Consider the following 24,657-nt stretch of genomic DNA (forward strand, 5'->3'; position numbering starts at 1 on the left):
TACCCCTTGGACAAGGGCACACCTCTCGCTTGATTCCTCGCAGCATGACTCCCGATGCCGAGCTTCCCGTTTGGGAGCGTGAGGACGCGTTTCCGGAGGCGGGACCCGGCTGGGGCTGGGTGGACCGCCGCGGCCGGCGCGTACCCTGCTCGGGTTTGGAGGAACTCTCCGCGGCAATCGTGAGCGACGCCGGAGCGAGGGTCGATCTGGTTTGGACCCCGGCAGCGAAGGGTTTCGTCCTTCCAGAAGAAGTCCCGGAGCTGTTCCCCGCCATGCGAGAGGCCCGCATCCGCTGGGCTCGCTGGGATATCGAGGAAGGGAAGCGCCAGATGCTCGTTTTCGGGGCGGCCGTCGCCGGATTCGCCGCGTTCAATTACTTCCGCGGCGAGCGCCTGATGGCCAGCGGCACCTTAGGCCTCGCCCTGATCCTCTTCCTCATCCTCGGGATCCTGCCTTGGTATCGTGGCGTGAAGCGCCTCTCCCGCGCCAAGCGTTGGGCCGTCGAGCAGATGACCGATGACGGCCGGGTTCTCCGCTTCGAGACTTGGCTGGCCATTCAGAAAGCGCCGATGACCTATGTGATCCTCGGCCTCATGGCCTTGGTCGGGCTTTGCCAAATCTACGTTGAGCGTCAGAATCCTGGGCCTTTCGGGATCAGCATCGTCCTCGCTGGTCTCACCAAGAACCACGGTCACGCTTCAGATTGGTGGCGGCTCTTTACCGCACCTTTTCTCCACGGCCACTGGGTTCATTGGGCCATGAATGCCTCGGCCTTGGCCTATCTTGGTAAGCGCGTGGAGGTCTTCGCCCGCTGGCCCCATCTGGCCATGACCTTCCTGCTCTCGGCCTGGATTGGGGGTGAGGCCTCGGCCCGATTCACGGCAATGAAATCCGTCGGAGCATCCGGCGGACTCATGGGGCTGCTCGGCTTCCTGCTCGTCTTCGAGTGGCTGCACCGTCGCCTCGTGCCGGAGAGTTCGCACCGCCGTCTCGTTGCGGTGATCCTGCTCACTGCCGGGATCGGCATCGCGTTCAGCCACTTCATCGACAATGCCGCGCACGCCGGTGGTCTGGTAGCGGGCATGATCTATGCCGCGGTGATCTTCCCGAAGTCAGCCTCACCGCATCGTCCCCGTACTACCATGGTGGACATGATCTCGGGTGGTGCCGCCATGGGTCTCCTGGTGTCTTCGGCCGTCATGGCCTGCGTCAAAATGCTGTGAAGATAGCGTCACACGCGTCCGCTCGATAGCTTCGCCCGCGCCTGCGCGTTTCCTTGGCTGATGAAAATCCTGTCTGCCACCGCCTGTTCGGTGATCTTTTCCGTCATGGCCACCGCCGCCGATCTCCCGCTCCTCGTCGCCCACCGTGGTGCCTCGCACGCCGCGCCGGAGAATACCCTCTCCGCCTTCAAGTTGGCATGGGAAGAGGGAGCGGATGGTATCGAGGGTGACTTCTACCTGAGTTCGGATGGTGAGGTGGTCTGCATCCATGACAAGGACACCAAGCGCACGGCAGGCACCGCCTTGGTCGTTGCGGAAACGCCATGGAAGGAACTCTCGAAGCTCGATGTGGGCTCGTGGAAATCTCCCGAATACAAGGGCGAGCGGATCCCCCTGCTGGCCGAGGTGCTGGATGTCCTTCCCGCCGGCAAGCGCTTCTTCCTGGAGGTGAAGTGCGGGCCTGAGATCGTTCCCGCCCTCAAGAAGATCCTCGCCGAGAAGAAGGCGGATCCGGCGCGCGTGACCATCATCTCCTTCAATGCCGATGTGATTTCCGAGTCCCGCAAGGAACTCCCCGCCTATCAGGCCCACTGGATCACCGACCTCAAGGACTTCGCGGACCCCGCCAAGCGTGAGAGCTACGAAAAGCAACTGGGCAAATGCGGCTCCCAAGGCCTCCAATTCAAGGCCGCTTCTCCTGTTGAAGGTCCGTGGCTCGCCAGCATCAAGTCGAAGGGCCTCTTGCTTACCTCATGGACGGTGGATGACGCGACCCTTGCCAAGAAGATGATCGGCTTCGGCGTGAACCACATCACGACCAATCGTCCCGGTCCCCTCCGCAAGGAGCTGGCTCGATAATCGGCCTGCGCCGCTCACGCCTTCGCCGGCAGGACCGCATAGTCCTCCGGCGGACGGCAGTCGTGCATCATATACTGCCGCATGAACTTCACGAGTCCGCGGCTGTACTTCCGCCGCGTGAAGGCACCGGAGGCCATCGAGGCGATGTGCTTTGTCATGTGGCTCTCCATGAAGCCGATGCCCGGCCAGCCCTTGAACTTCTCGGAGAACTTCGTTCCCGTCTCGTAGAGCGAAAAGATGCCGCCGTCGTAGAAGTGGCGGATGAGTTCACGCCAGCTCGCGTGCCAGTCGTGGAGTTCCGCCTCTGCCGCCGCGAATCCCGCCGCCATCTCCTCCGGTCGTCCCATCACCTTGGGACCCTTCGAGAAAACGTGTTCTTCAAACAAGCGCGCTGACTCCAGCGCCATGAAAAGCCCCGGCGAAAGCATCGGATCCACGAAGCCGAAGGAATCACCGCAGGCCGCCCAGCCCGGCCCGTGCCCGCGATCCGAGACGAGCTGGTAGTTCGTGTAAGTCATCACCGGCGTTACCCGCCGCGCGTTCTTCGCGTGCTCCTTAAGCAGCGGCTCATGGCTCAAGGCGTAGTCCAAACGCTCTTCGGGAGTGTTGCCCCATCCCTTTGCCGCATCCTTGTGCACCACGATCCCTACCGACAAGCGGCCGGGCAGGGGAATACGCCAGCTCCAACCATGGTCCAGGATGCTGATGACCACCTGTCCCGCGGGCGGGAAGTCGTGTGCGAAATCCTCGAAATGCGCGAAGTAAGCCACGTCGCTGCGCTCACCGGTTTTCCCTCCGATTCCCAAGGTCCGCGCGAACAATCGCGTCCGGCCGGTAGCGTCGATCAGGAGCTTCGGGTGTTCTGTTAGGCCCGTCTTCTCCAGCGTCTCCGCGGTCAACTGGATCTCCCGTTCTCCCTCGCCTTTCTCCACCGCGGCACGCTGTGTCACGAAGCGGACTCCCAACTCCTCGGCCCGCTCGCGCAGCGTGTTGTCGAACTGCGGGCGCGGGATGTTGTAGGCGTAGGTCGGCAGGCATTTCGCGATCGGTCCGAAGTTGAAATCGATCCGCGTCCCGTGGCGATGGATGAAGCTCACGCCCGGCTTGTGCTGGGAGTAAGACGCCACCCGATCTTCGATTCCGAGCCTTCGCATCACCGGCACGGTCGCCGGAACCAGCGATTCACCCACCAGAAGCTCCGGGCGCTTCTCATCGTCGAAGACTAGCACCTTGAAGCCCTTCTGTGCCAGCAAGGCCGCCAGGGTGGAACCAGCCGGACCGGCGCCGATGATCGCGAGATCGGGAATTGTCATCTGTCGCCCTCGTTATGCCTCCGTGGACGCGTCCCGTCGAAGCGGAAAAACGGCGGCTACCACCTTTGGTGGGATCAATCCCGCCTTAGCTTTCCCGATGCGGTCATCGGCAGGCTTTCCACCACCTTGAACTGCATCGGCACCTTGTAGGCGGAGAGGACGGCCTTGCAAAAACGCTGGAGTTCCACCGCCTTGGGTGTCTCCTCCACATTCACCGGGATGATCTCGGCGATCGGCACCTGGCCCATCTGCGGGTGAGAGCGGCCGAGCACCCGGCTGCGCTTCACCGCGGGATGTCCGTTTAGCACCCGCTCCACTTCTTCGGGAAACACCTTCATTCCCGCGACATTGATCACCGACTTCTTCCGACCCATCAGGAATAGGTCCCCGTCCGCGTCCCGCCGCACCAGATCACCGCTGCCGAACCAATCCCCCTTCAGTGGCTGGGGATCCCAAGGCACCAGATAGGCATCCAGCAGGCCGGGGCCGCGGATGTGAAACTCGCCTGACTCTCCATCCGGGACTCGCGTCCCGTTTTCGTCCAGCAGCGCCACCTCGTACGCGGGCATCGGTTTGCCGATCGCTTCCGGCTTGGCGCTCGCCGAATCCAGATTGAGCACGGAGAGGCCGACCTCGATAATTCCGAGGCCTTGGGTCAGCGGCTTTGCGAAACGTGACTCGAAAGCCCGGGCGGTCGCCTCCGGCAGCGCTGCCGCCGTCGCCACGGCCAGTCTCAGAGTAGGCCAAGCAAAGCTGCTCTTGTCCCCGGATAGCATCGCGAAGTGGAAGGGCGATCCGTAGATCAGCGTCGCGCTCTCCCGCTCCGCCGTCGCGAGGATGTCTTCCCGCAGCGGAGAGTGTTCCAGAACCGTGGTCGCGCCGAAGTAGAGGTAGAGCACGATCGACACCGCGAAATGGTGCGCCATCGGCAGCATCCACAGCACCCGGTCCTCATCCCCGATCTTCAAGCCCTCGTTCGCCGCCGTGATTCGTGCCAGCAGCGTCTCATGGGACAGCACCACGCCCTTGCTCGTTCCGGTGGTGCCGGAGCTGAAACGGATGAAGGCGGGATTGAGCGCCTGGAAGCCCACTTCCGGGAACTGCGGGATGCCGCCATCTCCGCGATGGAGCTTCCAAGTAGTCTTGTCGGACTCCGCACTCAGCAGCACCTCGCCGCCACCGTGCCAAGGCAGGACATCGGCCGCCAGAACCATGTCGAGCGCGGTGATCGAGGCCACCTCTCCCCGCTCGGCATCGGTTAGTTCTTCCGCCAGCGGCACCAGGCATCCCCCCGCGAGCAGGATCCCCATCGAAAGCACGATGTAGGAAACCCCGTTCGGACACTGCAAGCCGATCCGCGGGATTCGTCCTGCCGGCAGATATGGCTCTAACAGCCCGGCAATTTCCCGGGCATGACGGAACAAGTCGCCGTAGCTCACCCGGCGCTCGCCGCGGATCACGGCGATCTTTCCGGGCGCATGGCGGCGGGAGATTTCTTCGATCAGGTTCACGGCACGGAGGCACCCAGGTCTTCGCTCAGGGTCTGTTTCAAGAGTTCCAGTTCCAGTGCCGAAAGGCATCCCTCTTTCCAAGAAACCGTCATCGTGAGCTGTCCCCCATACTCGGAAAAGAAGATGCCGATTCCCGGTGGCGAGCACACGGAGGGCACATGGTAGCCGTTCAGCACCCGGCTGCCGAACATGGCGTCGATTCCCGGAGCGAAGGTCCCGGTGTGCGAGTGGAACAGCGAGCAGATCTCGCCCTTCAGGTAGTGGAAGGCGGGCAGGTTGTAGAAGCGGGAAGGGCAGCGCTCCATCATCTGCATCAGTGCGTCCATCGCACCCGTCAGCTTCCGCCGCATGAAGTCGGCATACTTCTTGTAGAGTGCCCGCGTCGCCGGCTTCAGCTCCTCCAGTTCATCCGGCGTCAGCAGCAGCGTGAACACCGTCATGTGGTTCTGGAACAGCGGCCGTTTGGAGCTGTCGCTATGGCGTTGCGCCGGCAGCGAGAGAAGGATCGCCACCCGCTCGTCGGGATGCCGTGCTGCGATGACCGACCGCACCGCGCGCGACGCACAGCAGGCGAAGTACGGAAGCAGTAGTAGCTCGCCCGCCGTCGCCGCCATCTTCGCCCGGACGGTCGCGGTCTCCTCATGGTCGAATGTCCGGACGATGAAGCTGCAGCGGCCCGGCTTCACGCCCTTCCGGTGCAACGAGCGGATTCCCCATTGGGGGAAAGTCCGCATCTCCTTCATCATCGGTTCGGCCTGCTTATAGAGCTCGCCCATCGGCACCGCGGGCGGCAGGCTGTCCTCGCCTCCCGATTGCGGCTCGCCTGCCATTTCCGCGGTGGCGAGCTCGTGCAGCAGCTTGTCGATCCCCGCAGCATCGTGCAGCGAGTGGCTCCACGCCAGCACCAAGCTCCAGCTCTCCCTGCCCGTTGTAACCACGTGCAGGATCAGGTTCGGCCCCTTCTCCAGAATATCGATGTCGCGGCCGTTGATGCAGCGGTCTACCAAGGCATCGATCGATTCGATCTCCTCACCTTCGTCCGCGATTCCGCTAAGCCGCCAAGTCTTCATCGGCACCGCTCCGGCCGCCACTTCATCCAGCCGCCAGCGCGCGATGAAATCTCCCCCGCGTGAAAGCCTCGCATGCAAAACCGGATACTTCCGCCCGAGTCGCTCCGCCGCCTTCCGGATCACCTCGAGATCCGCCTTCCCCTCGAAATCCAAAACCGTGGCCGCCAGATGCCGACCCTGACCGCTCCGTCGCATCAAGCTCTCCAGTCCGAACAGGAAGCCATCGCTACGGGTGGCGCGCAGCGGCGGGAGGATGGCGGCGTCTGTCGGCACGGCGGATACTTTAGTGACCTTGTTTCTCCGCGACCAACGCTGCGATTTTCGCGACGCTCGAGAAGTTGTCGCGCGACAAGTCCGCCGGATCGATCGCCACGCCGAAGCGGTCTTCGATCGCGAGAAGAAGCTGCATGATCCCCATCGAGTCTAAGCCAGCGGCAAAGAGGTCGCTCTGCGGCGTCAGAGTTTCCGGGGTGTCCAGAATCTCGGTCCGGATCAGTTCGATCAAGTCGTCTTCCATGCTTCGGGACGGGAGCATAGGTCGTGGGCGGCGGGGTTCAATCCGCGAATCGGAGGTGGAAAATGCGGAGCGGTTTCAAATCCGCATTCGCTTCTTTTCCAGCCACCGCACCCCTAACATGCGCGGCGATGAAACCCATTCTGGTGATCAACGACGACAGCAAACTCCTGGGCGAGATTTCCTCCGTCCTCCGCGAAGGCGGATACTATCATCTCATCGCCTCCAGCGGTTCGGAGGCCATGACCCTAGCCTCCGGCTACGACTTCGCCCTGGTCCTGCTTGACCTGAAGTTGCCGGACATCGACGGCGATGCCCTCTACGACAAGCTGCTGCTTGCCGAGTCCCACTACGATTTGCCGATCGTGGCCTTGATTGACGGTCTCGATGCGGAGGAGGTGAAGGTCATCAACCGCTTGGTCCCCAAGCGTGCAGTCACCCTCTTCTCGAAGCCCCTCCAGCGCGAGTGGCTGGACGAGCTCTTCGCCCGCTACGGCCACAAGAAACGTTGAGCCACTCAGCCCTCGATCGTCACCGAAAGGTCAGGTCCGAGCTTCTCGATCGCGGCGATCAAAACCGCGGGGTCGCGATCGGCGGGGAGGGAGACGAGGCCCTTCGCGTGGAAGATCGGGTGGCCCGCCATCGGTGCGCTCTCCAGAGAGGTCGAAAGATCCTCCACATTGCCGCCCGCCGATGCGATGGCGGCGGAGAGCTCCCGAATGATCCCGGGTCGGTCGTTGCCTACGATATCCACTCCCACGGTCTCGCGCTCCGAGGGGGAAGCGGCTTCTTCCTGCCGCGCTTGCACCGCGATCCCCTGGCTTTCGAGACCGGCGAGGGCTTTCAGCAGCGCCTCGGTCTCTCCGGCCGGGCATTCCACCCGCAGGATCCCGGCGAATTGTCCGGCCAAGCGTGCCATCCGGCTCTCCTGCCAACTCCCACCATGCGCGGCGATGGTTTCAGAAAGCGCCCGGACAAGGCCCGGGCGGTCGGCGGCGAGAACGGTCATGACGACAGAGGCGTGCATGAATCCAATCCAAGCAGCCTCGTGCTCCCTGCGTCAGGTCTTTTTTGGGAAGGAGGTCCGGTTATTTAAGAAAAAATGATTATTGACCCTACGTGATCACGGGGGATACATCTGGTCGCAAAGAGTTGGCCCGGCCATGACGCTTCCTGACACCCTGCGCCCCTTGCCGGTTATCCCCACCGGAGATGACCCGACGATCCCAGTTCCTTTCGAGGATTTTGTCACAGTGACGGATCTTCGGAAAGTGATTCTTGGTGCAGGAGATTTGCCGGTCGAGGGCCTTCCCGCTGAAGACTTCGACTGCTTTGCCGGTCGTGCCGATATTCCCTTTCCATCGCGCACGGCTCCGAGGTCCGTGGATCCGGTTGAACTCAGGGTTCCCGACATGGCGGTGGAGACTCCCGTGATTCACCCTGCTTTCGAGATTTTGCCCCCTACCGCTCGCCGTGCGGCACCGCCGAAACTTGAGCTGCCGATGGATTGCGAGGCTTCGTATGGCCGCTCGAAAGTGAGCGAGCGCTGGTGGGTGATCGGCATGGCCTTCGCCGCTTGCACCGTTTTGTTCTCCGGCACATTGGTCGATTTCATCACCCGGGAGGCCATGCGCCGCAGTCGGGTTGAAGCCTTCGTAATGCCGAAAGTGGCTCCGGCGCCGGTAGCGGCACCTGCCGAAGGCCCCGCGGAAAAGTCCGCTCCGCTCGCCGCCAAGGCCGAGCCGGAAGACGATTGAGCCGAATCCTTGCAGCGGAGGCTTTACAAGGCGGGAGTCCTTGTTACTTTCCCGCCCCCAGCCGCTAAAGGAGAGATGGCTGAGCTCGGTTTAAGGCACTCGACTCGAAATCGAACGTGGGGTTAAACTCACCGAGGGTTCGAATCCCTCTCTCTCCGCCACCTTTGATGAAACGGCCCGCAGTGATGCTGTGGGCCGTTTTGTTGTACCGGATCGTGGTCGCTGGGGGAGAGAGGAATGAGAACCTTTTCGAGCAAAGCGAGAAGGGTTTGAATGCGGGCAGGAGCCTCGCGACGCCAGATCCACGGCGTAGCCGCATGATGGCATGGACCGGAGGTCAATCCCTCTCTCTCCGCCACCTTTGATGAAACGGCCCGCAGTCATGCTGCGGGCCGTTTTGCGTTTGGTGGAAGCTCACTTCGGAGCGAGACAAGCTTTGAGCAGTGGCTCGAACTGATCCGCCTGACGCACGAAGCCCAGATCGCTGGGGTGGGAGCCGTCCGTGGCGGCCTCGCCGTCATCCCCGAGCAGGGCATCGCCCGGGAGGTAGTGCAGGCCGGTGATTCCCTCCGCCTTCAGCTTTTCCATGCATTCGCGAAGCGCGAGGTGGTTCGCGTCGTGATGCTTGTTTCGCTCGGGCAGGAGCCATGAGTTGGTATTCCGCCGGTCCTCGACGAGAAGGATTGGCACATCGGGCTTTGCCGCGCGCAGTTGCTTCACCAGCGGGATGCATTTTCTCCGAACGGCATCGGCGTTCATGTTCGGCAGGCAGTCGATCACGTAGACGGCGGCATCGATCTTCACGAGCAAATCGCCGACCGCGGCATCCATCCGCCCGTTGCCGGAGAAGCCGAGGTTGATCACCGGCCGGTCAAGGCGCCGGCCCAGGATCGCGGTGTGGGTCATGCCCGGGCGGGATGCACTGGCACCGTGGGTGATCGAGGTGCCGTAGAACACGATCGGCTTTTCGGTCCGCGGCGCGACGGGCTCGAACTTGGCATCGGGAGGCAGCCCGATCTCCAGCTTCTCGATGCCGTTCTTGATCGGGAGATAGAGCATGTACTCACGCATGCCGGGGCTCATGCCCTTGATAATCTCTTGGCGCACGTGCTTGCTGTTAGGGCGTGTCACGCCGGCCCAGCGCCATTGGCCCTTGGGATCTTTCGCATAGAGGTCCAGACCGCTGGCCGCGATGGCGGTGATATTCGGCAAAGCAAGATTCGGTCTCCGGAGTTGATAGTTTGCCCAGATCACCGTGGCATCCGTCTTGAAGCGGACCAGCATGCCGGAGGTGTCCTGACCGAGCTGCCACACCGCCTTCGTCACCTTTCCCTCCGCGGCTGCGGGCAGGCGATCGAACCAGTTCTTGCGCTCCATTTCACCGAAGGCCCGGCCCTCGAGCCCCCATCCCTTCACATCGTGCCAAGAGAGCGCTGGCTCCGGAGTTGATCGCTTCCCGGCATTCGCCTGCCTTCGCGGGGCTGCAGGCTCCTGGGCGTGCAAGCCGAGGCTCGCGATGCAAATGGCGATGATGCTCCATCCGAAGGTTCTCATTTCTGTTAGTGGGTTCAGGGTGCTGCTCCATTCAACCCGCCGCGGGTGACAAGAGTTTCACGCATATTCCGACAAAACAGCCCGCAGGATCCTGCGGGCTGTGAGTGGGGATTTCGGCTCAGTTCAGGAAGCTATCGATGGTTTCCTTGGCATGCTTCAGATCCGCTTCCGGATCGGGCTTCTCCGCCTCCTCCAGCTTCGCGGCATAGCCGAAGTGAGCTTCATAGAGCTGCTTCCCGTCGTAGGTGTCCTTCATCGAGAAGCTATCCCGCTCCTTGAGGATCGAGGCCCAGGTATCGCGAACATCCTTCCAGTAGCCGTTGGTCTTGGCCCAGTAGGCATTGAATCCGGTCGCGAGATCGGGTGCGGTGATCTCCTCGTAGCGATCCACCCCGAGTTCCTGCCCGAGGTATTTCTTGGAGCCATCCTTGCTCACCTGGAGCTTGCGGTTGTTCTGGATGTGAACCCACCCGTTCGGCGTGATCGAGATCTCGTGGATGCCCTCCAGGACGTTGTAGTCCTTGCGGATCGTGAACTCGCGGCGGGGCAGGGGACGCGGGCAGTTCTCGCTGCGCCAGATAGAAAGGCCACCTTCGTGGTTCCATGCACCGGCCACTTCGTAGCGCGGGGAATCATCGACTTGGAAGACCGCTTGGGTCCACTTGCCTTCGGGCTGGGGAGTCGGCGTTTTCTTCCAGGTGAGATCGCCTTGGTAGACCTGCATTTCCGGGTCCTGCCAGGTCCAGTCCTGCCGCCAGTGCTTCATCACGTGCGGCCCTTGGGTCTCACCTTTCTCGTCCTTGAAATACATCACCAGCGAGTGCTGCAGGCTGATGAATTCGCCCTTGTCCTCCACCAAACTCACATGCTCGGTGCCCCAGGAGAAGTAGGGCCGGGTCGGCTTGAAATCCTCCGCCAAGCCCACGGTCTCGGTGAAATCGAAGCTCACCCGGTAGCTTCCGATCATGGCCAGAATCGCCCGACGGTCCTGCTCGAACTTCGCCAGGCCGCTCTCCTGAAGCCGCTTCCACGAGTCTTTGGAACCCTTGAGCAGCGTGACCTCCGAGCCCTGGGTCATGCCTCCCCGCGGCTGCATCTCCTTCCAGTCCATGAAGGGCCAGGCAAACACATGGCCCTTCGTCGGGGCGGGCGCTTTCGGCTTTTCTTCTTTTTTCGCGGGCTCCTCGGCCGCGAGGGACTGGAATCCCGCCACGGCGAGAAACAGGGTGAGGCTTCGCAAAGGTCTCATGATCATGGCAATGGTTTCAAAGCGAGGAGGAAACGGTTTCTACGTTGGTCCAAGCCCTCCATTACAACAAGCCCGGGCTTCTTCAACGGAAGATGGCCGCCTAGCCCGTATCCGGCCATCGACAGGAGGCCGCGCGGACGCCATCATCGCGCCGTGAAGCCAACCGAACTGACCCTGCTGGGCCACTCCGAGAACCGTCTACCGGCCAGCCCGGATGAAGCGACGCTGGAGACCTTTCCGAATTGTCGCCCCGGCCGTCGCTTCTGGATCACTCTCGATTGCCCGGAGTTCTCCTCGCTCTGCCCGGTCACGGGACAGCCGGATACCGCCCATCTCGTGATCCGCTACGTCCCCGGCGAGCGCTGTGTGGAGACCAAGTCGCTGAAGTTCTACCTCGCCTCCTTCCGTAACCTGCCCGCTTTCAACGAGGAGATCGTGAACCGTGTGCTCGATGACCTGATCACGGCGATGTCGCCGCTCGAGATCGTGGTGAGCGGCAAATTCTCGCCGCGTGGCGGCATCCAACTCACGGCGGAAGCCCGTTACCCGGAAGCGTGATGAAGACGGTCGTCCTGCTTAGCGGCGGCATGGACTCCGTGACCGCATTCTACGAGGTCATGCGCGAGCATGAGGTCGTGGCTGCGCTGTCCTTCGACTACGGCTCGAAGCACAACGCCCGGGAAATCCCTTTTGCCCGCCTGCACGCAGAGCGCGCGGGAGTGCCTCACCGGAGCATCGATCTCACCTTCATGAACGAGTGCTTCGCCTCCGACCTGTTGAAGAGCGGCGGCGAGATTCCCGACGGCCACTACGCGGAGGAGAACATGAAGAAGACCGTGGTGCCCTTCCGCAACGGCATCATGCTGGCCGTGGCCTGTGGTTTCGCGGAGAGCGCGGAAGCAGAGGCTCTGGCCATCGCCGCACATTCCGGCGATCACGCGATCTATCCCGATTGCCGCGAGCCTTTCATGCAGGGCATGGCCATGGCGATGGAGGAGGGCACCTACGCTCGCATCCGGCTGCTGCGCCCCTTCATCGCGATGGACAAGACCGCCATCGCCCGACGCGGTATCGAGCTCGGGATCGATTTCTCCGAAACCTGGTCCTGCTACAAAGGCGGAGAGATCCACTGCGGGACTTGCGGCACCTGCGTCGAGCGCCGGGAAGCCTTCATTCTCGCAGGCATCACCGATCCCACGATCTATCTCGCCACGCCGGAGATTCCGGCTGCCCCCGAGTAGGCGGAGTTACTTCTTCGCCGGGTAGCGGGCCGGTCCTTCCGAGGGCTTCGGGATGTGGAGCATCTGGTCGTAGTCTCCTTCCTCGCAGCAGCGCACGAAGCCTTCGGCATAGCTCTTCAGCTTGTCCCAGCACTCGCGGATTTCCTTCGCTTCCTTCGCGCTGATCGAGTGATCGAGTGCGGCGGCGGAGATCTGCTGCAAGAGCACGGAGAACTGGCCGATGATTTCGTTCGTGGCCGGCAGGACTTGGTAGCCCTTCTCGCAGTGGCTTTGCGGATTGCGCACGAAGTAGCCGCCGGTCTGCTGGCAGAGCCATTCGATCACGCCCAGGTCGCCGCTGAGCTCCACGATCTTCATCAGGCGATCCAGCGGATTGCGGCTACCGCTCCCGTCATCGCTCTGCTTCTCGGCCCATTTGTAAACCAATGAGAGCGAGATCCCCAGGTCTGCGGCGACAGCCTTGGGACTGGTCTTTGCAAATGCCCGGCGGAGGACTTCATGGCTTTCCATGGGCCGGACCCTAGCAGGGTCTTTTTGCAAGCAAACCCGAAATTGTAATCACTCACACCTCCACCGTCTCCGCCGCCGCGAGAGACATGGCAGCGATGTCCTCCACCTCCCCTACAGACTCCACCCGGGCGAGGCGTTGGCGTAACTCCTTGGCACCCGGAAATCCTTTGCAGTAAGCCATTAGCCGCGCCCGCATCGACATCATGGCATGGCGCTCCGCCCCGTAGCGGGCGCTATTCACGGCCAGCCTGCAATGACGCAGAACAAGGGCCCAGCGTTCCTCCAAGGGAACCGAGGGCAGGGTCTCGCCGGTCTGGATGAAATGTTTGGCTTCGCGAAATACCCAGGGATTCTGCATCGCGGCACGACCGATCATCACGCCGGACACCGCGGTTTCCCGCTTCCGCCGGGCCAGATCCTCGCCGCTGGCGATGTCGCCGTTTCCGATCACCGGGATTTTCACCGCCCGGGCACAGGCGTCGATCACCTCCCAGTTCGCCTCGCCGGAGTAGCCCTGCGAGCGGGTGCGGCCATGAACGGCGATCGCTTCCATCCCGCAGTCTTCCAGAATCCGACAGACCTCCACCGCATTCACGGTCTTATCGTCCCAGCCGATGCGCATTTTCGCGGTGACCGGAACTTCTCCTGCGACGCCTTTCTTCACTCCGGAGGCCACGGAGGCGAGGGTGGGGCAGTCCTTGAGCAGGGAAGAGCCGCCGTTCTTCGAGACCACCTTGTTCACCGGGCAGCCGAAATTGATGTCGATGAAGTCCGGGCGCTTCCAATTGATGATCTTCTTGGCCGCTTCTCCCATGCGCTCGCCATCGCCGCCGAAGAGCTGCACGCCCACCGGCCGCTGCTCCTCGGTGAACTCGGTGTATTTCCGGGTCCGCTCGTCCGCCTGCATGATCCCCTCCGCCGAGACGAATTCGGTGACCATCACATCGGCACCTAGTTCCTTGCAGATCTGGCGGAAGACCACGTCTGTCACCCCGGCCATGGGGGCCAGATAGAGAGGAAACGCGCCGTTTTGGAACCAATGGAGCACGGCGCGGAGTTTAGGGCCCCCGCCGGGAAGTTCCAAATGCAAATGCCCGCCCGCCGGAATCACAAGGGGCGATGCAGCTTGCCCTAGACGTTTCGAGCCCCTTGTCTAGCCAACGGTATAGGGTGTGCTCCGGTGCAGGCCCTCGCATCCGGATCCTGCATGAAACGAATCGCTCTTCACTGGCAAATTCTCGCCGCCCTCCTGTTGGCCACTCTCACGGCCGCGGCATTCCGCGGCATTTTCCCGGAGGGAGAGCAGCCGGACTTCATCAAGGGCGCGATCGAACTCTGCAAGCTGATCGGGGATCTCTTCCTGCGCGCGTTGAAAATGATCATCGTGCCTCTGATCGTTACTTCGGTGGTCGGCGGAATTGCGGGGTTGAAGGAAGCGGATGGCTTCGGGCGTCTCGGCCTGAAAACCATGGGCTTTTACATGGGCACGGGCCTGCTGGCGATTCTGCTCGGGCTTTTCCTCGTGACGACGATCCAGCCCGGCTTCGGTCCGGATGGTGCGCCGAACGACCAAATCCGGGAAGCCTTCGCGCACAGCACCGGCGTGAGCTCCGGCGATCTGGCAAAGGTGGCCGCCGCTTCGGGCAATGTGCCGGAAGGGAAAGGGATTTGGGCCAGCATCTCGGGCATCTTCCGCTCGATGCTTCCGGAGAACATCTTTGCCGCCGCCTCGGCGAATGAGTCGGTGCTCGGGGTTCTGGTCTTCAGCCTCATCTTCGCCGCGGCGGTTACCAAGCTGCCCATGGAGCAGGGGACTTATCTGCGCGGGTTCTTCATCGCGGCCTCGGAGGCGGTGGGAATCATCGTGCACTGGATCATGATCTTCGCGCCGATCGGCGTGTACGCGCTGATCCTCCCGGTGGTCTATCAGACCGGATTCGGCTTGTTCGCGAGCCTCGGAAAATACGTCGTCACCGTGCTGCTCGCGCTCGGCCTGCACCTGATGGTGACCATGCCGCTGGTGCTCTTCTTCGTCGCCCGGGTCAATCCGATGAAGCACTTCCGGGCGGTGAAGGAGGCCCTGATCATGGCCTTCTCCACTTCCTCATCCGCTGCCACGCTGCCGCTGACGATGGAGTGCGTGCGCGATCGTGTCGGGGTTTCCTCCCGGGTCACCTCGTTTACGTTGCCGATTGGCACCTCGATCAACACCGACGGCACCGCACTCTACGAGTGTGTGGCGGTGATGTTCGTAGCGCAGGTCATGGGAGTGACCATGGGCTTCGGTGAGATGTTCTTCGTGGTCGTGGCCGCGCTGCTTACCAGCGTGGGCATTGCGGGGGTCCCCCACGCCAGCCTGGTGGCGATCTTGCTCATCCTGAAGAACTCCAATGTGCCCGGGGCAGAGGCAGCGGTAGGCGTCCTGCTAGCCGTCGACCGCTTCCTCGACATGAGCCGGACCGCGGTGAATGTCTTCGGCGATACCTGCGTGGCGACTCTGGTGGCTCGCAGCGAAGGCGAGCGGCTCACGACCCAGTGATCACTCAAGCCGCCTGCCAACGTCTCGCGACTTCTTCCAGCGCCACCGGATCTTGCGGCACATCCTCGCGACCGAAGTAACGCGTTTCGAGGATGGCGATCTCCTTGCCGATCGACTCACGGGCCGAGGGGGAGATCCCTTCTCGCTCCTGAAGGCGCCGCAGGTAGCCGATCACGCTCACGGCATTGATGTGTGCAGGCAGCGGGATCAATGCGGGGCCATGGTCATCACCATCCTTCTTGCGGCGGAAGATCGCGATGACAGCGCCGGCGAGCGCAGCGAGGAGGACCAGACTGCCAATGATCCACGGTGTGGTCCGCTTGACGGCTCCTCCGAGGGGCACGCTGGCATCCACCGGCACCAGATCGACATCGACATAGCGCTGGCGGACCAAGCCATCCTCCTTGGCCAACTCCGGCTTCACCACCGGAAATTGGAACGATGCAGGAAGTACCCCACCCTTCGGTTTCAGTTCCACCCGCCACTCGTGCTCCGAGACCGGGGCGAGATCGTCCGTGGCGGCATCCAGTTCCACCACGCGCAGACCGCGGTCCTCGATCGCGCCCGTCTCGAAGCCGTCGAACTTCAGATCGAAGATTTCCGTCAGCGGAGGAGTGAGTCCGCGGGCCGTGGCCTTCACTTCCAGATACAGGCTGCCCTTCTCCTTATGACTGCGCTCGTCCAAGGTTTCGGTCACCTTGAGTTCGCGGAAGGGGCGCGGCGAGGTCTTGCCCGCATCGATCGGCACCTCCGCCGAAGTCACGGGGAGGACGACGTAGCCAGACGTGTCCGTGAAATCGAGGTCCATCTTCAAGGGTGGCACCTTGTCGATCTGCGGACCCTTCGGCTTGAGCAGGAGGTAAGCGTAGGGAGTGAGCCGCCAGCCGAACTCGGGATCGGTGCGTGATTCCACCTTGTCCGAATGGAAGGTCAGCGAAACCACCTCGAAGTGTTCCTCCAGCGCGGCGCGAGCGGCCTTTTCGAATTTATCGCGGTAGTCCTCCGGGGGGCGCCCGAAGTTGAAGCCATACATCGAGTTGTTCTGGTTCTGCAGGTATTTCTGGAAGCCGCCCGACTCGCGCTCGATCTCGCGGGTGTGGCGTAGATTCACGCGCAGGCCGAAGGGCGAGCCGGTGCCCACCTCGCTGGCCCCATCCACTTCGGCGTGCAGTTCGATTTCGGTATTCAGATCGCGATAGTAGGCCAGCACGTCGTTGGCATCCGCCAAAGCTTCCTGCTCGCCAGCTACGGCTGCTGCCCCTTCCAGATAGCGGAGCTTCAAGTCCGGTGCCACGTTCGCGAGGCGGGTATTCAGCGTGGTGGCGAAGGCCTTCAGGTGCCGCGCCCGACACTCTTCCGGCAGCGCGGCGAGGGCCGCCTTGATCTTGGGATACTCGTCGGGAATCCCGACATGGTGGCTCTTCAAGGCTTCCAAGGTCGGTGACCCGAGCGCGGCATAGAACCATGTCTCGAAAACCGCGGAACTCTCCTTGGTCGGATCTTCCAGAGGCAAGGTCGCAGTGTAGCCCTTTGCTGCCTCGGCCAAGGCATCGAGCGAGGTCCGCTTGACCTGAGCATGGTTGTTCTCGGGATTCAGCGAGCTGCGATAATTGCTCTCCTCGAAGCCAAGGGCCGCGAGCTGTTCGTTCAGCCGCCAAGCCTGTGCCGGCTTCTTCTCGAGCGCCCGGCTTAGCACCCCTTGGGCGGCCTGATAGCCCATCAGGATCTGCTCCTGGAGCTCCTTGTCCTTGCGCTTGGTCTGGTAGGCTTGCTGTAGCTTCGGGTTCGGCCACAGGCCCGCAAGGTTCAGGCGCATGCGGCCGACCAAGGTCGCGAGCGTGGAGGAATCGAGCACGTCGGTCGCGCCGAAGACCGACTCCACTGCTTCCACCCGCCATACCTCGGCCTTGCTGTGGCAGGAAATGAAGGCGTCCGCCAATTCGGCATGGAAGGATTCACCCAGATCCAGATCGCGGATACCTCTCACCAGCTCCGCCAGCTCGACCAGGTTGCGCTCCTGCTTCGAGCGCGTCAGAGGAATCGATCCCGACTGGTTGTTGAAGCCGTAGAAGTAAAAGTAACGGGAGCGATAGTCCTGCTCTTCGTTCGGATTGTGATTCTCCATCCACACCCGGATCATCTCGCGCACGAGCGACTTCGCTTCATCGCGGTCGCTTGCGGCGATCGACTTCACCAGCGGCAGCGTCTTGGTCTGCTCCTTCACCTTCAGGAACAGCCGGGCGGCGCCGAGCTGACATTGGCTGCGGGTGGATGCTTCGATGGTATCGAGCCAAGCCCCGTCGGGACGACACTCTAACAGCTCCCCGGAGCCGATCGGTTGTGTGCCGGGGCCTTGATAGCCGGTGTTCGGGCGCGCGAAGTAAAGGTTACCCCATTCATCGAATTGCTGGACCATGCGCCGCGAATTGCTCTGGTCCTTCTGTTGCGTCACGCCGGCCTCGTAGTTCCATTGGCGCGCGTAGAGCGTGAAAACTCCGGACCATGAGGCCGGATCGACATCCTTGGCGGCGAGCAAGGTTTTCACCGCGGCATGCTGGAGGCGCAGTTGTTCCAAGCGCAGCGTGGGATCGGGATTTTCCTGGCTCTGGGCGGTCAGCGTGCCGAGCGATGCGAGCAGTTCCAGTCCTTCCCCTTGCGGGTTCTTGAAGGTCTTCTCGATCCACGATTTGCCGGTGTCTCCACCGAGTTCCGGGATCAGGGACAAGGCCCGGGACAAAGCCTCGGCCCGCTCCTGCGGCGGTGCCGCGGTATCGGTGAGGAAAGAAGTGGAGAGCTCCCATGCCAAGGGGAGGGCGTCCTTGCCTGCTGCCACCTTGTCTCTTCTCCATAGATCGGAGCGATGCCTTGCGATCAGGTTGAGCGCGGAGAAGTCCTTCTTCTCGCGTGCCTCCGCGAGGTCGGGGAGGAATTCCCCGGCATCCTTCACGAATCCGGACTCCATCAGGAACTCCGCGGCACGTCTGCGGTTTGCGGCATCGCTGCCGCCGAAGTGTCGTACGCCGCTCTTGAGTGTCTCGAAGAATTCCTTGGGCGGCCTCGGATTCTTGGGCAGCAGCTTGGCCAGCAGCTGGATCTGCTTCTTCTGCGGTGCCACCGGTGATGCGGCAGCGAGACCGAGGATATCCGCGGGTGCCAGATAGGCGCTCTGATTGTGGGGCTTGGCTCCTTGGGCGATCAGCTCCGGCGGTGGCGCGATTTGCACCGGCGCCGCAAGCTTGCCCACCAACTGTTGATAGGCCTCTTCCGAGCTGCCCTGCGGGAGCGTGGCGAAGAACTCTTGCACCTTATCCCAGCGGCCGAGCACTACATCGCGGCGGAAGCGTGCGGCACGGGACTGGAAGCTCGCCATGAACTGTTCCGATGTGATCGGGCCTGCCTGCTCGATCACTGGAGGCGGCTCCTTGTCGCGGGCTTCTTCCAATCGTGTCGCGAGGATTCCTGCATTGCTGCGGTCGAACCTCAGCTCCCGCAGCGCACCGGCCATCATCTGGGCGGGAGTGGGATCGGGACGCTTTTTACTTTCCTCGATGAGTTCGCGCAGCCGTTCGAAATTGAGCTCGCCTCCTCCTCCGCCCGGTAATCCTTCACCGCCGGGCTGCACCATCATCGGCGGTGTGCCGTCCGCTGGCATCACCATCACGGCACCCTCTCCGGCGGGCTCGGCCCCTTCGATGGTGAGTCCGCCCACGGCAATCTGTGCGTGGATCGGGACGGTGAATGCGGCGAGAGCGAAGAGGCTGGCACGCGAGTACATGGCAGGAGATCAGGGGTAAAAAGGCACGACAAACGAAGGGGTCGGATGACCCGGATATCAAACCGCAGTGAAGCCGCGGTTACGGACAGGACGAGTGGCTTCAGGAGCCTTCGCCATCTGCGGGAGCACCGGCACCGGCGCCGCGGCCATCCTTAGGCTTCTGGCTCGGCTTCGTGCCGGGCTTGTTCGAAGCACACTTGCCGGAGCAGCAGTTGCACTGCTTCGGAATCGCCTGTCCGTAGAGCTCTTCCGGCTCCATGCGGGCGAGCTTGATGGAGGCTTCCAGATCATCGCCGTGCTTTTTCGCTGCAGCGCTGTCACCGGCTTCGCTGGCACGCTGGACCAGAAGCTTTTGCTCCTGCCGCGCCGCCTCGATTTCCGGCTCCCATTCACTGTCGGGCAGGCCCTCGAGCTTCATGAGGTAGGTCATGTAGAAGCGCGAGCTGGCCAGTGCGGAGAGCGTTTCATCTCGCAGACCGGCATGGGCATTCGGATCCTGCGCGAGCTCGTCGGCCAGCGCGGCGAGCTCTTCACGTGCCTTGGGCAGCTCGGAGTTCTCCATGCGCGCCTTCGCCAACTCGAGGCGGATCCGACGGGCTTCGGCCAGCTTGTCCTTCGGCAGTTTGGCCAAGGTCTCTTCGTAACCGGCGATGGCTCCGGAGAGGTCGCCGGAAGCGGCCTTGGACTTCGCGCCATCAAGCAGCGCGGCGCTTTGATCGAGCACCATTTGCTCCTGGCCCGGTCCGTAGTGATAGGCCAGCAGGCCGACCGGGACGAGGCACCACAAGGTGAGCACAAGGATCTTCATGGCAGTAGATTAAGTCGGAAGTTGTACAAATTTGTCAGTGAATGGAAGCGGTGAGTTGTGGGGACCGGGAAATCTTCTTTGTAACGGCGCGCTTGGGGCCGGGCTGCCAGGTGGACCCGGCGAAGTGCAGCAGCAGCGGCAGGCCCGCGAGCAGTGATGCCCCCAAGGTGGTCAGTGCCATCGCCAGTTCGCGCTGGCCGGGAAGCCGCGCCTTGCCGTCTACCGCCAGGGTGCCGAGGCGCTGCAGCATCGCGGTGGGCACCAGCTTGGCATTGCCGTCGTGATATTCGCCGCCGAGCCGCGTCGCGATCTGGCGGAGCGTCGAGCCGTCCTGCCGCGAGTGGTGGCCATCGATGAACGTACCCTTCAATGGGTCGCCGACACCGGCCACCAGCACGCCGCCGATCGATGGCGGCATCTTGGGCATGCCGGAAGCGGGCACCGAATCACCGTCGCTGATCAGGACCAGCGTGGCGGATCCAGCAGGCCATTTCTTCGCGATGTTCGCGGCCTCGGCCAGTCCGTCGAGCAGCTTGGTTTTCCCTGATTCGAAGGCCTGATGCATCATCTGGTTATCCATGATGTTGTGGATAATCTCCAGATCCCGGGTCTCCTCCACGACCGGCTTGGCCCCGTTGTAAACCGCCACCACGGTGGTGTGGAGCTTGTCATGGGCGGTGCGGGCGATGATCGATTCGAGGATGGCGCGGGCACGGTCCATGCGGCTCTCCTTGCCTCCGGCTCCCGCATCGCGCAGACGCATGCTGGGGGAGACATCCAGAACAAGCAGCAGATGCTGGCGCTCCTTTGCCTCCACCTCCTTCACTGTGGACCGGTGCGCGACCGGTTCCAGAAGCAGCAGGGTCGCCACGCCCCAAACCAGCATGGCCAAGGCGAGCACTCGGATGAAAGGCGCCAGCCTCCCCACCGGGGATGCTTTCCTCCCCGGACCGAAGGCGAGTGCGGCCACGCTGCGGACCCTCCCGGCGTGAATCCACTCCGCTCCCGTGGCGAGCACGAGCGCGGCGAGAGCCAGTAGCAGCGGGGTGGTCACCATGGCGTGTGTCGCAGTCCGAAGAGGGTGAGCAGATACAGCCCGCCGATGCTCAGTCCGGCGATCGCGAAGGGCTCGAAGAAGTCGATCGGATCCGGCGTCACGCGCTTCAGCGGTGCCTTCTGCATCTCGTCGATCCTCGCGAAGATCGCCTTGAGAGCGGCCGGGTCACCGGCATTGAAGACCTCGCCACCGGTGATCGAGGCGATCACGCCCACCGACTCCGGTGCCCCGCCTTCCGCCACGTGGACATCGTAGACTTTGATGCCGTTGGCCTTCAGGCTGTTCGCAATTTCGACATCCTTGCCATCGCTCAGGTCGTAGCTTTCGCCGTCGGTGAAGAGCACGATCATGCGGTCACCGGTCGAACTGTAGAGCAGGTTCTTCTCCGCTTCGCGCAGAGCCATGCCGATCATCGTGCCGCCGCCGATGTGGTAGATCTTCTCCGGCCGCAGGAAGGGCGGTGCGCACTTGAAGGCGGACACATCGTTGGTCAGCGGCACCCAGTTGAGCACGCTGCTGCCGAAGACCATCAGGCCGAAGGCATCACCCTTGCGGAAGGAGATGAAGTCGTTCACCGCTTCCATCGCGGCATCGTAGCGCGTGGTCGAACCGAACTGCGCCATCATCGAGCCGGACACATCCAAACAGAAAAGGATGTTCGTCATCTCCCGCTCGCTCCGTGGCTGCTCGAAGCGCCGCGGCCCCGCCAGGATCGCGATCGCCACCGCCAGCAGAAGCACCGGCAGAATCGTCGTGCAGCGTAGCATGAAGCCCAGCAGTCGGGCCCGCTTCAGCGGCTGGTGGTCGAAGGGCAGGGGCACCTTCCGTCCGCCCTGCTTCCACAGGAATACCGCCAGCACCGCCGGGATCAGCAGCAAGGCAAGCAGCCATGGATGGGCAAAGGTCATTTCGTTTCAGGCGTAGGGGGCGAGAAGCTGTTCGATGTCGTTCGGCGGCGTGCTACCCGTGGGAGCATGCAGCCAGCGTTCCAGTGCGAGTACCAGCGGTGCGGCCTCGGGATCGGTGCGGAGCTTCACCATGGCCTCGGCGGGTGGCAGCACCGCGATGTCGCTGCGCTTCTCGCGCCAGTGGCCGATTACCAGCCGCTCGAGCTTGGCCCGCTCCTCGGTGGAAAGTTCGCCCTTGGAGGCCGCGCCGACCAAGGGGCGCAATCGCTCCGCCATGGTGGGCCCGCTGGCGAAGTCCTCGCCCGTCGCCGCGGACTTCTTCTTCCTCCATAGAAGGATCCCGATGAGTCCCGCACCCCAGAGAGAGGCGATCGTGATCATCTTCGTGCGATAGCCGCCCAGCACCGGCAGCTCGCCTTTTTCCGTGGCATGCGGCCGCACGAGTCCTGCGGCCAGTTCGCCCGTGGTTTCCAGCGGTATCTCGGGAATCACCGTTCCCTCCGGAGCTTCCAGATACTCGGCCAGATTGTGCCGCCCGGCTTCCAGACCTTGGACCTCGAAAAAGTAGCGCCCGCCATCTTTGGCCGGCCTCACTTCCATCACCCGGACAACCAGCGGCTGCTTGCGATCCCGCCTCGGCTTCGCCTTCACTTCGCCGCCGGGGATGTAGATATCGTCGATCCGCAGCGGCTGGCCTACCCGTTGGGTCGGCACGGATTCCTCCGCCGCGTGAAGCGGGGCGAGAGCGAGCAGCAGTCCCAGCAGGAGTCGGATCATTGGCGGTTGCGGCGTGAGACGCCCCCGCGGGCGCGGAGGAAATGGCGGAGACGACCGAGGAAGGGTTCACCCGGGCGGATCAGGAAGTGGTCGAGCGAGGCCTGTTTCAGAGAGGCCAGCAAGGCGTCGGTGGTAGAGAGAAGCTTTCTCCCGTGGGTCACCAGTTCACGTCCCGACTCCACCTCCCGGGCCCGGAAGAGACCTGCTCCCTTGAGCTGGTCCTCCGCCGGATCGCGGAAGATCAGGCAGATGCAATCATGCCGTGCTCCCACCAGCTTCAGCGCGCCTAGCGCATCCGGATCATGGAAGTCACTCAGCACGATTAGCAGCGAGCGCTGCGTGAGCGAAGGTTCGAGGGCGACCAGGCGTTGGCCCAAGGTCGTCGGCTCGTCAAAACGATAGGTGCGCAGCGCATGGAGCCACTGCAGCAGCACATCGCGGGAGAGGCTCGGTTGCACCACGAGGTCGCGTCCACCGGCACCGATCACCCCCACCGGGCTCACCCGGTCCAAGGATGCGAGGGCGATCCCGCCCGCCACCTGCAGGGCCAGCCCGTATTTGCCTGGTGGATGGGAGGCCAGCGCCATCGAGGCCGAGGTATCCACCACCAGCCACACCGGCATTTGCTTCGGCGTCTCGAATTGCTTCACGTGCGCCTTGCCGGTTCGTGCCGTGATCCGCCAGTCCATCGACTTCACCGGATCGCCGGGCTCGTAGCGACGCGACTGCACATACTCGATCCCCTGTCCCAAGAAAGGGCTGCGATCCGTGCCGTAGCTCAGGCTGTCGGCGAGACGCTTCACCGCCAGCATGAACTGCCGGCTATCCAGCGGCTCGCAGTGGTGAAGCGTGGTTTCCATGGGTAGGGGGAACGGTTGGGTCCGATTAGGAAACCGATTCTTCAAGGATAACCCCGCAGCACCGCCGCCGCCGTCTTGCCTTCGGCCAGCGCCTCGTAGGTCAGGCGGATGCGGTGCAGCATCACATCCTCCGCGAGGGCGAAGAGGTCTTCCGGCACCACATAGTCGCGACCGTGGAGCAGGGCCCGGGCGCGGGATCCTTTCAGCAGCGAGATCCCGGCGCGCGGCGAACACCCGAGCTCCAGTTCGGGGTGCTTGCGGGTTCTCTCCACCACGTCCACCACGTGCTTGAGGAAAACGTCGCTCACGTGGACATGGTTTGCCGCTTCCATCGCGGCGATCAGGTCGGCTTCGCTGCCGATTGCCTCCTCCTTGATCATGTCGAATTCGGTCCGCGCCACCGCACCCGCGCCTTCGCGCTTCACGCCCAGCTTCAGGTTGCGGCGCAGGATTTCCTCCTCCTCCAGCGCGGTTGGGTAGCCCAGTCGGTGGCAGAGCATGAAGCGGTCGAGCTGTGCTTCCGGCAGCTCGAAGGTGCCGCTCTGTTCGATCGGGTTCTGCGTCGCGATTACGAGGAAAGGCGTGGGCAGCGGCATGGACTCGGCACCAATCGTAACCTTGCGCTCCTGCATCGCTTCCAGCAGGGCGCCCTGCACCTTGGGCGCGGCTCGGTTGATTTCGTCCGCGAGCAGGAGATTGGTAAAAGCGGGGCCCTTGTGGGTGCGGAAGGAGCCCGTGCGCTCGTCCAGGATCTCGGAGCCGATGATGTCCGAGGGCAGCAGATCAATCGTGAACTGGATGCGCCGGAAGTTCAGGTGCATCGCCCGCGCCAATGTGTTCACCAGCAGGGTCTTCGCAAGTCCCGGCATGCCCTCCAGAAGAAGGTGGCCGCTGGTCAGCAGGGCGATAAGCATCCGCTCCACCACCACGTCCTGGCCCACCACGATGGTGCCCACGCGCTGCCGGATCGCTTGAAGATACTCCGCTGTTTCCGAGATGGGGGTGTGCACGCTGCTCATAGGTGAGACCGGGTCGATAACGTCTTAACTCAGTGCCGCATGTGCACGTCTTTGTCTGTAAAAACCCTGCAAAACCGGATGAAGATTCGATGAAGTCCATACCATGTTCCGACA

At 62.8% G+C, this 24,657-nt stretch carries 23 protein-coding genes and 1 tRNA gene; 8 read left to right on the forward strand and 16 right to left on the reverse strand.

The window, feature by feature from the left end; all coding sequences use genetic code 11:
* Positions 1 to 44: 44 nt before the first annotated feature.
* Both OJ996_RS12700 and OJ996_RS12705 read left to right on the forward strand, forming a co-directional pair.
* A complete protein-coding gene (locus tag OJ996_RS12700; protein ID WP_264513969.1) occupies positions 45 to 1,223 on the forward strand; it encodes a rhomboid family intramembrane serine protease in 1,179 nt (392 codons plus the stop codon).
* A 60-nt stretch (positions 1,224 to 1,283) separates the two neighbouring features.
* Complete coding sequence (locus tag OJ996_RS12705; protein ID WP_264513970.1) at positions 1,284 to 2,081, forward strand: glycerophosphodiester phosphodiesterase; 798 nt, start codon at positions 1,284 to 1,286, stop codon at positions 2,079 to 2,081.
* Positions 2,082 to 2,095: 14 nt separating this feature from the next.
* Here OJ996_RS12705 and OJ996_RS12710 read toward each other — a convergent pair whose 3' ends face one another.
* From OJ996_RS12710 to OJ996_RS12725, 4 genes are all read right to left on the reverse strand, one after another.
* Complete coding sequence (locus OJ996_RS12710; RefSeq protein WP_264513971.1) at positions 2,096 to 3,394, reverse strand: NAD(P)/FAD-dependent oxidoreductase; 1,299 nt, start codon at positions 3,392 to 3,394, stop codon at positions 2,096 to 2,098.
* 74 nt (positions 3,395 to 3,468) lie between these two features.
* On the reverse strand, positions 3,469 to 4,905 hold the full coding sequence (locus tag OJ996_RS12715; protein WP_264513972.1) for a class I adenylate-forming enzyme family protein: 1,437 nt from the start codon (positions 4,903 to 4,905) through the stop codon (positions 3,469 to 3,471).
* Positions 4,902 to 6,248 (reverse strand): condensation domain-containing protein, encoded by a 1,347-nt coding sequence (locus OJ996_RS12720; protein ID WP_264513973.1) that lies wholly within the window; start codon positions 6,246 to 6,248, stop codon positions 4,902 to 4,904. The genes OJ996_RS12715 and OJ996_RS12720 overlap by 4 nt, the downstream gene beginning before the upstream one ends.
* Before the next feature lie 10 nt (positions 6,249 to 6,258).
* Entirely contained in the window at positions 6,259 to 6,510 is a 252-nt protein-coding gene (locus tag OJ996_RS12725; protein ID WP_264513974.1) for an acyl carrier protein, read from the reverse strand.
* Between the two features lie 110 nt (positions 6,511 to 6,620).
* Between OJ996_RS12725 and OJ996_RS12730 the strand changes: the two genes are divergently transcribed.
* Positions 6,621 to 7,001, forward strand: coding sequence for a response regulator (locus OJ996_RS12730; RefSeq protein ID WP_264513975.1), 381 nt, complete (start codon positions 6,621 to 6,623; stop codon positions 6,999 to 7,001).
* Between the two features lie 5 nt (positions 7,002 to 7,006).
* On the opposite strand, the gene OJ996_RS12735 is transcribed toward OJ996_RS12730, so the two are convergent.
* Positions 7,007 to 7,516 (reverse strand): glycine cleavage system transcriptional repressor, encoded by a 510-nt coding sequence (locus OJ996_RS12735; RefSeq protein WP_264513976.1) that lies wholly within the window; start codon positions 7,514 to 7,516, stop codon positions 7,007 to 7,009.
* A 136-nt stretch (positions 7,517 to 7,652) separates the two neighbouring features.
* Here OJ996_RS12735 and OJ996_RS12740 point away from each other — a divergent pair, with 136 nt between their 5' ends.
* Positions 7,653 to 8,246, forward strand: a complete 594-nt coding sequence (locus tag OJ996_RS12740; RefSeq protein ID WP_264513977.1) for a hypothetical protein — start codon at positions 7,653 to 7,655, stop codon at positions 8,244 to 8,246.
* A 69-nt stretch (positions 8,247 to 8,315) separates the two neighbouring features.
* Positions 8,316 to 8,407 (forward strand) — tRNA-Ser (locus OJ996_RS12745).
* A gap of 253 nt (positions 8,408 to 8,660) precedes the next feature.
* Here the strand turns inward: OJ996_RS12745 and OJ996_RS12750 are convergent.
* Positions 8,661 to 9,800 carry an SGNH/GDSL hydrolase family protein gene (locus OJ996_RS12750; protein ID WP_264513978.1) on the reverse strand — a complete coding sequence of 380 codons (1,140 nt, stop codon included), beginning with the start codon at positions 9,798 to 9,800 and terminating at the stop codon, positions 8,661 to 8,663.
* Between the two features lie 118 nt (positions 9,801 to 9,918).
* A complete protein-coding gene (locus OJ996_RS12755; RefSeq protein ID WP_264513979.1) occupies positions 9,919 to 11,049 on the reverse strand; it encodes a DUF6607 family protein in 1,131 nt (376 codons plus the stop codon).
* Positions 11,050 to 11,202: 153 nt separating this feature from the next.
* Between OJ996_RS12755 and queF the strand changes: the two genes are divergently transcribed.
* Together queF and queC are read left to right on the forward strand one after the other, a co-directional pair.
* Positions 11,203 to 11,607 (forward strand): preQ(1) synthase, encoded by a 405-nt coding sequence (gene queF / locus OJ996_RS12760; protein ID WP_264513980.1) that lies wholly within the window; start codon positions 11,203 to 11,205, stop codon positions 11,605 to 11,607.
* Positions 11,607 to 12,290 carry a 7-cyano-7-deazaguanine synthase QueC gene (gene queC, locus OJ996_RS12765; protein WP_264513981.1) on the forward strand — a complete coding sequence of 228 codons (684 nt, stop codon included), beginning with the start codon at positions 11,607 to 11,609 and terminating at the stop codon, positions 12,288 to 12,290. Before queF ends, queC begins: the two co-directional genes overlap by 1 nt.
* Before the next feature lie 6 nt (positions 12,291 to 12,296).
* Here queC and OJ996_RS12770 read toward each other — a convergent pair whose 3' ends face one another.
* Together OJ996_RS12770 and dusB are read right to left on the reverse strand one after the other, a co-directional pair.
* Positions 12,297 to 12,800 carry a phage regulatory CII family protein gene (locus OJ996_RS12770; protein ID WP_264513982.1) on the reverse strand — a complete coding sequence of 168 codons (504 nt, stop codon included), beginning with the start codon at positions 12,798 to 12,800 and terminating at the stop codon, positions 12,297 to 12,299.
* Positions 12,801 to 12,852: 52 nt separating this feature from the next.
* Positions 12,853 to 13,848, reverse strand: coding sequence for a tRNA dihydrouridine synthase DusB (gene dusB / locus OJ996_RS12775; RefSeq protein WP_264513983.1), 996 nt, complete (start codon positions 13,846 to 13,848; stop codon positions 12,853 to 12,855).
* 159 nt (positions 13,849 to 14,007) lie between these two features.
* Between dusB and OJ996_RS12780 the strand changes: the two genes are divergently transcribed.
* A complete protein-coding gene (locus OJ996_RS12780; protein WP_264513984.1) occupies positions 14,008 to 15,339 on the forward strand; it encodes a dicarboxylate/amino acid:cation symporter in 1,332 nt (443 codons plus the stop codon).
* A 4-nt stretch (positions 15,340 to 15,343) separates the two neighbouring features.
* On the opposite strand, the gene OJ996_RS12785 is transcribed toward OJ996_RS12780, so the two are convergent.
* The 7 genes from OJ996_RS12785 to OJ996_RS12815 all read right to left on the reverse strand — a co-directional run bounded on the left by OJ996_RS12785 (position 15,344) and on the right by OJ996_RS12815 (position 24,543).
* Entirely contained in the window at positions 15,344 to 19,114 is a 3,771-nt protein-coding gene (locus OJ996_RS12785; RefSeq protein ID WP_264513985.1) for a hypothetical protein, read from the reverse strand.
* Positions 19,115 to 19,214: 100 nt separating this feature from the next.
* Positions 19,215 to 19,922: a tetratricopeptide repeat protein gene (locus OJ996_RS12790; protein ID WP_264513987.1), complete on the reverse strand. Its 708-nt coding sequence runs from the start codon at positions 19,920 to 19,922 to the stop codon at positions 19,215 to 19,217.
* A gap of 34 nt (positions 19,923 to 19,956) precedes the next feature.
* Positions 19,957 to 20,979: a vWA domain-containing protein gene (locus OJ996_RS12795; protein WP_264513988.1), complete on the reverse strand. Its 1,023-nt coding sequence runs from the start codon at positions 20,977 to 20,979 to the stop codon at positions 19,957 to 19,959.
* Entirely contained in the window at positions 20,973 to 21,887 is a 915-nt protein-coding gene (locus OJ996_RS12800) for a vWA domain-containing protein (protein ID WP_264513989.1), read from the reverse strand. The genes OJ996_RS12795 and OJ996_RS12800 overlap by 7 nt, the downstream gene beginning before the upstream one ends.
* Before the next feature lie 6 nt (positions 21,888 to 21,893).
* Positions 21,894 to 22,664 carry a hypothetical protein gene (locus OJ996_RS12805; RefSeq protein WP_264513990.1) on the reverse strand — a complete coding sequence of 257 codons (771 nt, stop codon included), beginning with the start codon at positions 22,662 to 22,664 and terminating at the stop codon, positions 21,894 to 21,896.
* Positions 22,661 to 23,524 carry a DUF58 domain-containing protein gene (locus OJ996_RS12810; protein WP_264513991.1) on the reverse strand — a complete coding sequence of 288 codons (864 nt, stop codon included), beginning with the start codon at positions 23,522 to 23,524 and terminating at the stop codon, positions 22,661 to 22,663. The genes OJ996_RS12805 and OJ996_RS12810 overlap by 4 nt, the downstream gene beginning before the upstream one ends.
* A 41-nt stretch (positions 23,525 to 23,565) precedes the next feature.
* Positions 23,566 to 24,543, reverse strand: coding sequence for an AAA family ATPase (locus OJ996_RS12815; RefSeq protein WP_345783787.1), 978 nt, complete (start codon positions 24,541 to 24,543; stop codon positions 23,566 to 23,568).
* Positions 24,544 to 24,657 lie beyond the last annotated feature (114 nt).

Origin of the sequence: Luteolibacter rhizosphaerae (assembly GCF_025950095.1) — a bacterium.
Classification (GTDB): Bacteria; Verrucomicrobiota; Verrucomicrobiia; order Verrucomicrobiales; family Akkermansiaceae; genus Haloferula; species Haloferula rhizosphaerae.

Bases quoted from the DNA above. Each gene is read 5' to 3' on its own strand.
- OJ996_RS12700 (WP_264513969.1), top strand. From the start codon at position 45: ATGACTCCCGATGCCGAGCTTCCCGTTTGGGAGCGTGAGGACGCGTTT.
- OJ996_RS12705 (WP_264513970.1), top strand. From the start codon at position 1,284: ATGAAAATCCTGTCTGCCACCGCCTGTTCGGTGATCTTTTCCGTCATG.
- OJ996_RS12710 (WP_264513971.1), bottom strand. From the start codon at position 3,394: ATGACAATTCCCGATCTCGCGATCATCGGCGCCGGTCCGGCTGGTTCC.
- OJ996_RS12725 (WP_264513974.1), bottom strand. From the start codon at position 6,510: ATGCTCCCGTCCCGAAGCATGGAAGACGACTTGATCGAACTGATCCGG.
- OJ996_RS12730 (WP_264513975.1), top strand. From the start codon at position 6,621: ATGAAACCCATTCTGGTGATCAACGACGACAGCAAACTCCTGGGCGAG.
- OJ996_RS12735 (WP_264513976.1), bottom strand. From the start codon at position 7,516: ATGCACGCCTCTGTCGTCATGACCGTTCTCGCCGCCGACCGCCCGGGC.
- OJ996_RS12740 (WP_264513977.1), top strand. From the start codon at position 7,653: ATGACGCTTCCTGACACCCTGCGCCCCTTGCCGGTTATCCCCACCGGA.
- OJ996_RS12750 (WP_264513978.1), bottom strand. From the start codon at position 9,800: ATGAGAACCTTCGGATGGAGCATCATCGCCATTTGCATCGCGAGCCTC.
- OJ996_RS12755 (WP_264513979.1), bottom strand. From the start codon at position 11,049: ATGAGACCTTTGCGAAGCCTCACCCTGTTTCTCGCCGTGGCGGGATTC.
- queC (WP_264513981.1), top strand. From the start codon at position 11,607: ATGAAGACGGTCGTCCTGCTTAGCGGCGGCATGGACTCCGTGACCGCA.
- OJ996_RS12770 (WP_264513982.1), bottom strand. From the start codon at position 12,800: ATGGAAAGCCATGAAGTCCTCCGCCGGGCATTTGCAAAGACCAGTCCC.
- OJ996_RS12780 (WP_264513984.1), top strand. From the start codon at position 14,008: ATGAAACGAATCGCTCTTCACTGGCAAATTCTCGCCGCCCTCCTGTTG.
- OJ996_RS12785 (WP_264513985.1), bottom strand. From the start codon at position 19,114: ATGTACTCGCGTGCCAGCCTCTTCGCTCTCGCCGCATTCACCGTCCCG.
- OJ996_RS12790 (WP_264513987.1), bottom strand. From the start codon at position 19,922: ATGAAGATCCTTGTGCTCACCTTGTGGTGCCTCGTCCCGGTCGGCCTG.
- OJ996_RS12795 (WP_264513988.1), bottom strand. From the start codon at position 20,979: ATGGTGACCACCCCGCTGCTACTGGCTCTCGCCGCGCTCGTGCTCGCC.
- OJ996_RS12800 (WP_264513989.1), bottom strand. From the start codon at position 21,887: ATGACCTTTGCCCATCCATGGCTGCTTGCCTTGCTGCTGATCCCGGCG.
- OJ996_RS12805 (WP_264513990.1), bottom strand. From the start codon at position 22,664: ATGATCCGACTCCTGCTGGGACTGCTGCTCGCTCTCGCCCCGCTTCAC.
- OJ996_RS12810 (WP_264513991.1), bottom strand. From the start codon at position 23,524: ATGGAAACCACGCTTCACCACTGCGAGCCGCTGGATAGCCGGCAGTTC.
- OJ996_RS12815 (WP_345783787.1), bottom strand. From the start codon at position 24,543: ATGAGCAGCGTGCACACCCCCATCTCGGAAACAGCGGAGTATCTTCAA.